General features: G+C 60.3%; 10 protein-coding genes. 5 read left to right on the top strand and 5 right to left on the bottom strand.

Annotation, left to right across the window (positions count from 1 at the left end; all coding sequences use genetic code 11):
• Positions 1-187: 187 nt before the first annotated feature.
• Positions 188-1,063: a LysR family transcriptional regulator gene (locus tag DCO47_RS22765; protein ID WP_116658970.1), complete on the bottom strand. Its 876-nt coding sequence runs from the start codon at positions 1,061-1,063 to the stop codon at positions 188-190.
• A gap of 98 nt (positions 1,064-1,161) precedes the next feature.
• On the opposite strand from DCO47_RS22765, the gene DCO47_RS22760 reads away from it, so the two are divergent.
• The 4 genes from DCO47_RS22760 to DCO47_RS22745 all read left to right on the top strand — a co-directional run bounded on the left by DCO47_RS22760 (position 1,162) and on the right by DCO47_RS22745 (position 5,115).
• Entirely contained in the window at positions 1,162-2,331 is a 1,170-nt protein-coding gene (locus DCO47_RS22760; RefSeq protein WP_064361905.1) for a mandelate racemase/muconate lactonizing enzyme family protein, read from the top strand.
• A gap of 102 nt (positions 2,332-2,433) precedes the next feature.
• On the top strand, positions 2,434-3,741 hold the full coding sequence (gene dctA / locus DCO47_RS22755) for a C4-dicarboxylate transporter DctA (RefSeq protein WP_042610193.1): 1,308 nt from the start codon (positions 2,434-2,436) through the stop codon (positions 3,739-3,741).
• 142 nt (positions 3,742-3,883) lie between these two features.
• Complete coding sequence (locus tag DCO47_RS22750; RefSeq protein ID WP_064361904.1) at positions 3,884-4,315, top strand: MarR family winged helix-turn-helix transcriptional regulator; 432 nt, start codon at positions 3,884-3,886, stop codon at positions 4,313-4,315.
• Between the two features lie 47 nt (positions 4,316-4,362).
• Entirely contained in the window at positions 4,363-5,115 is a 753-nt protein-coding gene (locus tag DCO47_RS22745) for an NADPH-dependent F420 reductase (RefSeq protein WP_223259161.1), read from the top strand.
• 17 nt (positions 5,116-5,132) lie between these two features.
• Here the strand turns inward: DCO47_RS22745 and DCO47_RS22740 are convergent, their stop codons facing one another.
• Together DCO47_RS22740 and DCO47_RS22735 are read right to left on the bottom strand one after the other, a co-directional pair.
• Positions 5,133-5,624, bottom strand: coding sequence for an ATP-binding protein (locus DCO47_RS22740; RefSeq protein ID WP_116658969.1), 492 nt, complete (start codon positions 5,622-5,624; stop codon positions 5,133-5,135).
• Positions 5,625-5,652: 28 nt separating this feature from the next.
• On the bottom strand, positions 5,653-6,549 hold the full coding sequence (locus DCO47_RS22735) for a LysR family transcriptional regulator (protein ID WP_116658968.1): 897 nt from the start codon (positions 6,547-6,549) through the stop codon (positions 5,653-5,655).
• A 222-nt stretch (positions 6,550-6,771) separates the two neighbouring features.
• Between DCO47_RS22735 and DCO47_RS22730 the strand changes: the two genes are divergently transcribed.
• On the top strand, positions 6,772-7,398 hold the full coding sequence (locus tag DCO47_RS22730; RefSeq protein ID WP_065617097.1) for a hydrolase: 627 nt from the start codon (positions 6,772-6,774) through the stop codon (positions 7,396-7,398).
• 93 nt (positions 7,399-7,491) lie between these two features.
• Here the strand turns inward: DCO47_RS22730 and DCO47_RS22725 are convergent, their stop codons facing one another.
• Entirely contained in the window at positions 7,492-8,628 is a 1,137-nt protein-coding gene (locus DCO47_RS22725) for a sugar ABC transporter permease (protein ID WP_042610199.1), read from the bottom strand.
• Positions 8,629-10,185 (bottom strand): D-xylose ABC transporter ATP-binding protein, encoded by a 1,557-nt coding sequence (xylG, locus tag DCO47_RS22720; protein ID WP_116658967.1) that lies wholly within the window; start codon positions 10,183-10,185, stop codon positions 8,629-8,631. It lies immediately after the preceding gene.
• Positions 10,186-10,295 lie beyond the last annotated feature (110 nt).

The raw sequence follows: 10,295 nt of genomic DNA, 5'->3' as shown, positions 1-10,295 counted from the left end.
ACACGCCGACCCTTTGCAACCGAGCCGAACGCAGGATTTGAACAGCACCCAAATCGGCTCCCTCTCCCTCGGGAGAGGGCTGGGGTGAGGGGCTGCCGCGCCGCGGTAATCAAGTCGTACCCAGACACAACATTTCGCCTACGCTCGTCACGCCTGTGCACCGCCATCGCGCTTCAGCCCGGTCAGATTACTCCCTCAGCTTCGCCCAGAATTCCTCCGCCGAATGACTGATCGGAGCCGTCGGGCGAGTCAGATGAATTTCCAATGGAATGTCCCAGCTTTCGTCCAGTGCCCTGACCAGACGCCCATCGGCCATTTCCTGCTCGGTCAGGCTTTTCGGCAGCCAGGCCACGCCTTTGCTTTCCAGCGCCATCGACATCAGCACTGCCGCCAAGTGGCTGCTGAACAGCGGTTTCAAATGCAGATAATCAGCCTTGCCGTGCAGCCTGTGGGCGACGATTCGGCCCAGGCCCGATTCGTGGGTGTAGGCCAGATAGGGGAGGGTTTCGGGCGAAGTGCCGAATTGCGCCGAAGCGCTCGCCAGCGGCATGAGTACATCCTCGCCGACCTTCTTGCCAATGAACTGATCAGGTGCCAGCAACGGCGGTACGTCAGGGTGGCGATGGCACAGCAGGAACTGCACCTGGCCATGAATCAGCATCTGTTCGCACACGGCCATGCTGTCGGAATGCAGGCGAACCGCATCGATCGGCGCACCCCTTTCGGCACTGCGCAACCAGCGCGGGAAGAAGGTGAATGACAGCGAATGAGTAGCCGCGAACTGCAAGGTTTTTGCCGCCATGCCCGCCACTTCCTGTGCTTCGGAACGCATGCGGTACAGGCGTCTGGCCGCTTCCTGGGCACTGGGCAAAATCTGCCTGCCGGCTTCGGTCAATGTCGCGCCTTGCGGGGTGCGCACGAACAGTTCTACGCCCATCCAGTTCTCCAGCGAACGCACTCGGCGACTGAACGCCGGCTGCGTCACATGGCGCGCTTCAGCGGCCCGGACAAAGCTGCCGTACTCGGCCAGCGCGGAAAAATCCTCAAGCCAAACCAGTTCCAAGGGCAATGCCTCCTGTGCATAGGGCGCGGCATTAATAGCATTGGGCGGGTGTCGTCGCAAAGCATAACGTTGGGCCACCACAACAAGAGGAACCCGTCATGCGTATCGTCGATATCCGTGAAAAAACTGTCTCCATCGCTTCCCCGATCGCCAATGCCTACATCGACTTTTCGAAGATGACCTGCTCGGTCGTCGCGGTCGTTACGGACGTGATTCGTGACGGCAAACCGGTCATCGGTTACGGCTTCAACTCCAATGGTCGCTACGGTCAGGGCGCGTTGATGCGCGATCGCTTTCTGGCGCGGATCACCGAAGCTGACCCGGAAACCCTGATCGATCATGAGAACAATAACCTCGATCCGTTCGCCATCTGGAAAACCCTGATGACCAACGAAAAACCCGGCGGGCATGGCGAGCGTTCGGTAGCGGTCGGCACCATCGACATGGCGGTGTGGGACGCGGTGGCGAAGATCGAAGGCAAACCGCTGTATCGCCTGCTTGCCGATCGTTATCGCGATGGCGTGGCCGATGACAAGGTCTGGGTGTATGCGGCGGGTGGCTATTACTACCCGGGCAAGGACCAGAGCAAACTCAAGGCCGAAATGCAGGGCTATCTGGATCGTGGCTACGACGTGGTCAAGATGAAGATCGGCGCGGTGCCGCTGGACGAAGATATCCGCCGTATCGAAGCGGTGCTGGAGGTGGTGGGCGACGGCCAGCGCCTGGCGGTCGACGCCAACGGCCGCTTCGATCTGCAGACCGGTATCGCGTATGCCGAAGCGATCAAGAAGTACAACCTGTTCTGGTACGAAGAAGTCGGCGACCCGCTGGATTACGCGCTCCAGGCTGAGCTGGCCAATCACTACGAACTGCCGATGGCCACCGGCGAAAACCTGTTCTCTCACCAGGATGCCCGCAACCTGTTGCGCCACGGCGGCATGCGTCCTGACCGCGACTACCTGCAATTCGACTGCGCGCTGTCCTACGGTCTCGTCGAGTACATGCGCACCTTGAAAGTGATGGAAGAGCTGGGTTGGTCTTCGCGTCGCGTCGTGCCGCATGGTGGTCACCAGATGTCGCTGAACATCGCCGCCGGTCTGCACTTGGGCGGCAACGAATCGTACCCGGACGTGTTCCAGCCATTCGGTGGTTTTGCCGACGGTATCCGCGTGGAGAACGGCTATGTCGGGCTGCCGGAGATCCCGGGTGTCGGCTTCGAAGCCAAGTCTGCGCTGTATGCCGTCATGCGTGAATTGGGCGAGGGCTGATTCAGTTTCATCTGCGGCCTCGTTTGCCGAGGCCGCACTTTCAGGCGTCATCCTCGACGCCAAAGCCACATGCCCACCACAACAATAAAATGAGGTGCTTCCGTGGAAACTTCAAAATCGCGCTGGTATAGCCAGCTCTATGTGCAGGTGCTGATCGGCATCGTCATTGGTGCTGCCATCGGTTACTTCGTGCCGGACATCGGCGCCAAGCTGCAGCCGTTCGCCGACGGTTTCATCAAGCTGATCAAAATGCTCCTGGCGCCGATCATTTTCGGCACGGTGGTGGTCGGTATCGCCAAGATGGGCAGTATCAAGGAGGTCGGTCGCATCGGTGTGAAAGCGCTGATCTACTTCGAGATTCTTTCCACCATCGCTCTGGTGGTCGGCCTGATCGTAGTCAACGTGGTCAAGCCCGGCGCCGGCATGAACATCAACGCCGGCACCCTCGATGGCAGTGCTGTCAACAAATACAGCCAGGCGGCGAGCGAGCAGGGCGGTCTCGTCGAATTTTTCCTCAATATCATTCCGCATACTTTCCTCGGCGCCTTCTCCAACGGCGTCATGCTGCAGGTGATTCTGTTGTCGGTGCTGATGGGCGTCGCCTTGGTGCAAATGGGCGAAACCAGCAAGCCGCTGATCAACACCATCGATCTGTTCCTGCAAGGCCTGTTCAAGATCGTGGCGATGGTCATGCGCCTGGCGCCGCTGGGTGCCGGAGCTGGCATGGCGTTCACCATCGGCAAATATGGGATCGGCACTTTGCTGTCGCTGGGGCAGTTGCTGGTCGCGCTGTACATCACCACGTTGATTTTCATTGTTGTGGTGCTGGGAGCGGTGGCGCGATGGTCGGGCATGCCGTTGATGCAGTTTCTGCGCTACTTCAAGGATGAAATCCTGATCACCCTGGGCACCTGCTCGACCGAAGCGGTGCTGCCGCGAATGATGGTCAAACTGGAAAAGCTCGGCTGCAAGAAATCAGTGGTCGGCATGGTCCTGCCGACGGGCTACACCTTCAACGCAGACGGCACCTGTATCTACCTGACCATGGCGGCGATTTTCATTGCCCAGGCGACCAACACGCCGCTGACCTTCATGGATCAGATGATTCTGCTCGGCGTATTTCTACTCACGTCCAAGGGCTCGGCCGGAGTGGCGGGAGCAGGTTTTGTGACACTCGCGGCCACCCTCACCACCATTCACTCGATACCGCTGGTGGGCCTGGTGTTGCTGCTGGGCATCGACCGCTTCCTCAACGAGGCGCGAGCCGTGACCAACCTGATCGGTAACGGCATAGGCACCATCGCCATCGCCAAATGGGACAAGTCGTTCGATGTCGAAGCGTGCGAGCGGGAAATCGCCGCCATGAAGCAGGACAAGGCAGCGCGCAAGTCGCTGCTGGTGCACAAGTAATTCGCCAAGCGTGCGGTGTTCCTCTGTTGGCGATCCGGATCGCTGACAGAGGCACTGATCGATCCCGTATTGGGTTGCCCAGGTTGACACTCGAATCGTTCTCATGAAATATATAGTGCACTATACAATAGCGAACTATGAAATGAGCTCGAACCGAAACCAAGTGGGAACGCAGCTGTCGTTTTCCCTCTACGCCGCCGCCAATCGGGTCGTGCGTTTGCACAAGCCGTATCTGGAACCGCTGGGCTTAACCTTTCCGCAGTACCTGGTGATCCTGCAGCTTCTGGATGGCGCTCCATTGTCTGTGGGCGAACTCGGTACTTACCTGGCGATGGACGCCGGAACCATCACGCCGCTGCTCAAACGGCTGGAAAGCGCCGGGTTGGTCACGCGCAAGCGCGATCCGGCAGATGAGCGCCGCGTGCTGATCGACCTGACGCCCGAAAGCCGGGCTATGGAAGACGACATCAGAGCCATCACCGGCAAAATCAAGACGGCCTGCCAGCTTGATGAGCAGGGGATTGAGGCGCTGCGTCTGACGCTGGATGCGCTTGCCCATCCGGCGGCTGACTGAGCCATGACTGAAGACAAACGCGCGCTCCACAGGGCGATAACACACGTATCAGAGAGGGTATTGAAATGAACATCGGAATCATCGGCGCCGGCCACATTGGCGCGACGCTGGCGCGCAAGCTGGCTGCGTGCGGTCATCAGGTCAAACTGGCCAACTCGAAAGACCCGCAAAGCATTCAGGCGCTCGCTGAAGAAGTCGGTGCCAGGGCTGTCACCAAAGAGCAGGCGGTGTCCGACGTCGATGTGATCATCCTGTCGATTCCCTTCGCCAAATACCCTGATCTGAAGCAGACGCTGAGCCAGGTTCCCGAGCAAGTCGTGGTCATCGACACCTCCAATTACTATCCGCAGCGTGACGGGGCGATCAAGGAAGTGGACGAGGGCAAACCTGAGAGCGTCTGGGTCAGCGAGCAGATCGGCCGCCCGCTGATCAAAGCGTGGAATGCCGTACTCGCCGCTACGCTGGCCGATCAAGGTCAACCTGCCGAATCCGCAACTCGCATCGCCTTGCCAGTCGCCGGCGATGATGTGCGTGCCGAGGCGATCGCGCAGGATCTGGTCGAAGAAAGCGGATTCACCGCGCTCGCTGCGGGCAGCCTTCAGGACTCATGGCGTCAACAACCCGGGACCCCGGCTTACTGCACCGAACTGACCTTGCCGGAACTGAAGCAGGCGCTCGAAGCTGCGGACAAGGCCCGCGCGCCGCTGAACCGTGATGCCTTGATGGCCCGATTCATGGCGCCAAACAGTGAGTTCACCCGCGAGCAGATGGTTGCGATCAATCGGGAAATGACTGCCTGATTAGCAAGCCGACACCTTCAGGTCTGAAGTCGATGAACTTCAACGACCAGCCCCTCCGAAACCTGCGGGGCACGAAAGTAGCTGGTGATCAGATCGAATTCGGCGTCGGTCGCCGCGAACTCATGCTCGGCGCGTGCATTGCGCTGATGCAGTCGGCGCCGGCAGGTGTCATCGTCGACTTCGAGGTAGTGCAGCCGATGAGCAACCTGCGCCGCGTCTGCGAGGCCGCGCAGCCATTGCCGGTCGGTCGGGGTGTTGGCCGGGAAATCCAGCACCACGGCAACTCCCGCAGCGAGCATGTCCGTTACCAGCGGGCCGAGAACCTGACGGATCTGCTTCGCATGGCGGACGTAGTCGGCAACCGAATTGATCTGCTCAGGGTAAAGCCTGGCCAGCCAGTGATCTTCGCTGAGCAGGATGGCTGAGTGTTCAGCCTGTAATGATCGGGCCAGCGTGGATTTTCCGGCAGCGATTTTGCCGCACAAGAGATGGAGCACAGGTGTTGGCATCGGACAGGTCCTTCTTCCGAGGTGGGTATCACACAGATACAGGCTTGGCGAAATGGGGTGACTGGCCGAACGATTCAATCAACAGTTCGGCCAGGGCGTGAATCTTGCGCGCCGGATGCGGCCCGGGTGGGCGGACCACGTAGGCGCCGGCGGGCGGCGGTGGGAATCGGGTCATGATCGGCACCAGCGCACCGGAGATGACATGTTCATAAGTCAGGCAATCCGGCAGATAGGCGACACCCAGACCGGCTCTTGCCGCCGCGACCAGCGCCACCCCGTTGTCCGCCTTGAAGCGGCCTTGCGGACGCACCGAGATCACCTTGTCGCCATCCATGAATTGCCACGTTTCGGTCGCTTGCATCAGCGCCTCGTGGTTGCCCAGCGTCTGCGGCGATTCGGGTTCGCCGTGGGCTTTTAGGTAATCGGGGCTGGCGACGAGTTTGGTGAAAATCGGCCCGATGCCTCTGGCGATCAGGTTGGAGTCGGGTAGATAGCCAACGCGGATCGCACAGTCATAACCTTCGGCAATCAGGTCAACGAAGCGATCGCTGTAGCAGGTCTGTATTTGCAGCTGCGGATGACGACGAGCCATTTCCGCGAGCATGGGCGCGAAGTGAGTCGGCCCGAAGGACAGCGGCGCGGCGATTCTCAAACGCCCACGGAGAGCGCCGGAAGGCAATATCGTTTCCTTCGCCAGGTCGATTTCGGCACAGACCCGGGCGGCATGCTCGCGAAAGGTTGTTCCGGCCTCGGTAAGCGCCGCGCCACGTGTCGTGCGCGCCAGCAATTGAATGCCCAACTCGGCCTCCAGCCTCGCGAGCCTGCGGCTGACAATCGATTTGGACACGCCCAGCCGGATCGCAGCAGACGAAATACCGCCCGCATCAGCGACCTCTACAAAGGTTTGCAGCTCTTCGATATCCAAATCGGCGTTCCTCAAAGTGCGACACAGCAACGCACGGGATGCTACTACTGCGACGAGTCCCGCAACAGCACAATCCTGCTTCCGGACAACTCGGTCAACGGCCGTGGTCCGGAATGAAGTGATCCTCCCGCGCCAGCGAAAGCAGTGAGCGCCCGCCAAGCCATCAAGCGGACTCTCACGCTTCGCTACGCGTAAAAAGACAACTAGAAGCAGGAGCAACACATGACAAGCGAAACGATCCGCAACCCGCTCACCGATCAACTCCTGTCGCCGGAAAACGCGGCGCTGATCATCATCGACTACCAACCGATCCAGGTGTCCTCGATCCGCTCCATGCCGCGCGATGAGTTGGTGTTCAACATCACCAGCGTGGCCAAGGCGGCCGTCAACTACAACCTGCCCATCGTGCACTCGACGGTCAACGTTGCGACCGGGCGCAACAAGCCGCCGATTCAGCCATTGCAGGATGTGCTGGGGCATCTGCCGACCTACGACCGGACTTCGATCAACAGCTGGGAAGACGTCGAGTTCAAACAAGCGGTCAAGGCCATGGGCCGACGCAAATTGATCATGACCGCGCTGTGGACTGAGGCGTGCCTGACCTTCCCGGTGCTGGATGCGATCCAGGAAGGTTATGAAGTCTACGTGCCGGTCGATGCGGTCGGTGGTACCTCGGTTGCCGCGCATGAAGCCGCGTTGCGGCGGATGGAACAGGCAGGGGCAAAACTGATCAGCCGGGTGCAGATGTATTGCGAACTGCAGCGTGATTGGGCGCGTGAGGCCACTGTTCCGGGCTTCATGGGGGTGTTTGAAAACGCCGATGGTTTCAACGCAGAAAAGCACGCTTAAGCCAGTCGCAAGAGACGGTTCACGCCGTTGATAGGAAAAAGTGAGGCCTGTGATCAGGCCTCATTGGCGTTTTACCAACTCACCTGCAACGTTTCAACGCCGCGCCGTGCGCGTACTCACATCCACCCAGACCGCGAGCACCAGAATGCTGCCCTTGACGATCATCTGCCAGTAACTGTCGACGTCGAGCATCGACATGCCGTTATCCAGGCTGGTGATCACCAGCGCGCCGAGGAGGGCGCCGTAGACGGTGCCGGAGCCGCCGCGCATGGAGGTGCCGCCGATGAAGCAGGCGGCGATGGCGTCGAGTTCGCCCATGCTCCCGGCCGACGGTGAGCCCGCTGCGAGGCGTGCGGTGTTGACCACGCCGGCGAGGGCGCACATCACGCCCATGATGCCGAAGATCCACAGCTTGACCGCTTGCACATTGATCCCGGACAGGCGCGTCGCTTCCATATTGCTGCCGACCGAATAGACCCGGCGGCCGAACACGGTCTGGCTGGTGACGTAGCTGAACACGCCGAGCAGAATCAGCAACAGCAGGACCGGCACCGGAATGCCGTCATAGCTGTTGAGGGTCTGGACGAAACCAGCGAGCACCGCGCCGATCACCAGCACGCGCACAACATCACGCACCAGTGAATGCGCGGCCAGGCCATGCAGGGCGCGATTGCGCCGTTGTTTCCAGGTCAGAAAAATCGTCAGCACGAACAGCAGCACACCCAAGCCGGTGCCGATCGCGTGGGGCAGATAACCCTGGCCGACATACACCAGCTCCGGCGATACCGGGGCGATGGTAGTGCCGCCGGTGATCCCCAGCAGAATGCCGCGAAACGCGAGCATGCCACCGAGGCCGACGATAAATGACGGTATGCGCAGGTACGCAGCCATGTAGCCATTGGCAAGCCCGATGACCAACCCGCACAGGGCAACCAGACTCAGATTCGCCAGCAGCGGAATGTGATAGACCACGTCGAGGATCGCCGCGAGTCCACCGAGCAGGCCGAGCAATGAGCCGACCGACAAATCGATCTCGCCGCTGATGATCACCAGCACCATGCCGCAGGCGAGAATTCCGGTAATCGACATCTGCCGCAGCAGGTTGGAGAGGTTGCGCGGGGTGAGGAAGCCGCCCTCGGTCTGCCAGCTGAAGAACAGCCAGATCAGCACCACGGCAAATACCAGCGCGAGCATCTTGTAGCGGGTGAACAGTTGTTTGACCTGATTCATTTACGCGGTTTTCCGATCATTATTGTTATGGCTGCCCGGCTGGCTGAGGGCGGCGGCGAGCACCTGTTCCTGGGTCAGTTCATGGTTGACGAAATCGCCGCGCAACTGGCCTTCGCCGATCACCAGCACGCGGTCGGACACGCCGAGCACTTCGGCCAGTTCCGACGAAACCATGATGATCGACACACCCTCGGCGGCCAGCGCGCCCATCAGCTTGTAGATCTCATACTTGGCGCCGACGTCCACGCCTCGGGTCGGTTCGTCGAGAATCAGCACGCGCGGTTTCGCCAGAAGCATCTTGGCGAGTACGGCTTTCTGCTGGTTACCGCCCGACAAACTGGTGATCGGCAGGGACGGACTTGCGGTCTTCAGATGCAGGCGGGAGATTTCCCGGTCGATGCAGCCCAGTTCGGCTTCGGCATCGATGCGGGTCATTTTCGAATAGCTTTCGAGTACGGCGAGGGTGATGTTCTGGCCGACACCGAGGTCGGGAATGATGCCCTGGCGCTTGCGATCCTCTGGCACCAGGCACAGGCCGGCGCGGATCGCTTTCAGCGGCGTGCGCGTGTCGATCGGTTGCCCGTCCAGCCAGACTTCGCCTTCATGGCGGCCGGGATAGGCACCGAACAGTGCGGTGACCAGTTCGGTCCGGCCGGCGCCGACCAGCCCGGCGATGCCGAGAATCTCGCCGCGTTTGAGGCTGAAGGAAATGTCGTCGACCCGTTTGCGCTTGGGGTTGTCGACGTCGTAGCAGGTAATGTGGCGCGCCTCGAAAATCACCTCGCCAATCTCGTGCGGCTCGCTGGGGTAGAGGTTGCTCATCTCGCGGCCGACCATCTGCGTGATGATCTGCGGGATGTCCATGTCGGCCATGGCGGTGGTGGCGATGTGTTTGCCGTCGCGGATCACCGAAATGGTGTCGCACACAGCGGCAACTTCATCGAGCTTGTGCGAGATATAAACGCAGGCCACACCCTTGGCCTTGAGGTCGCGGATGATGTCCAGCAGCACCTCGATTTCCGAACGGCTCAAGGCGGAGGAGGGCTCATCGAGGATCAGCAGACGCGCCTGTTTGTTCAGCGCCTTGGCGATTTCCACCAGTTGCTGATAACCGCCGCCGTACTGCGAAACCGGCAGCGAGACATTCATGTCCCGCACTTTCAGCTCACGCATCAAGGCTTCGGCACGGTGGATCATCGCCGGGTAGTTCATGCGCCCGCCGGGCAGCGTCAGCTCATGGCCCATGAAGATGTTCTCGGCCACCGACAGGTCGGGAACCAGGGTCAGTTCCTGATGAATGATGACGATGCCGGCGGCTTCGGTTTCGCTGATCGATTGCGCCCTGAGCGGTTGCCCGTCCCAGAGGATTTCACCGTCCCAGGTGCCATGGGGATAGACCGCCGAGAGGATCTTCATCAGCGTCGACTTGCCGGCGCCATTCTCGCCACACAGGCCCACGCATTCACCGGGCCTGACCTTGATGTCGATGCCGTTGAGCGCTTTGACACCGCCGAAGGTTTTGACGATGCCGTTCATTTGCAGCAGATAGTCGGACATGGAAAAGGCTCGTATACCAAGGACTCACACACCAGACCTGTAGGAGTGAGCCTGCTCGCGATAGCGTCAGTTCAGATACTGCTATAGGTGCAGAGAATCACCTGATTGTT

Source organism: Pseudomonas sp. NDM (genome assembly GCF_003105095.1).
Classification (GTDB): Bacteria; Pseudomonadota; Gammaproteobacteria; order Pseudomonadales; family Pseudomonadaceae; genus Aquipseudomonas; species Aquipseudomonas moraviensis_A.
Note: the sequence above shows the minus strand (reverse complement) of the source record. Positions and strands in the feature narration are given on the sequence as shown.

Excerpts from the sequence above, each read along its gene's own strand:
- DCO47_RS22760 (WP_064361905.1), top strand. The coding sequence starts at position 1,162 with ATGCGTATCGTCGATATCCGTGAAAAAACTGTCTCCATCGCTTCCCCG.
- xylG (WP_116658967.1), bottom strand. The coding sequence starts at position 10,185 with ATGTCCGACTATCTGCTGCAAATGAACGGCATCGTCAAAACCTTCGGC.
- DCO47_RS22730 (WP_065617097.1), top strand. The coding sequence starts at position 6,772 with ATGACAAGCGAAACGATCCGCAACCCGCTCACCGATCAACTCCTGTCG.
- DCO47_RS22750 (WP_064361904.1), top strand. The coding sequence starts at position 3,884 with ATGAGCTCGAACCGAAACCAAGTGGGAACGCAGCTGTCGTTTTCCCTC.
- DCO47_RS22725 (WP_042610199.1), bottom strand. The coding sequence starts at position 8,628 with ATGAATCAGGTCAAACAACTGTTCACCCGCTACAAGATGCTCGCGCTG.
- DCO47_RS22740 (WP_116658969.1), bottom strand. The coding sequence starts at position 5,624 with ATGCCAACACCTGTGCTCCATCTCTTGTGCGGCAAAATCGCTGCCGGA.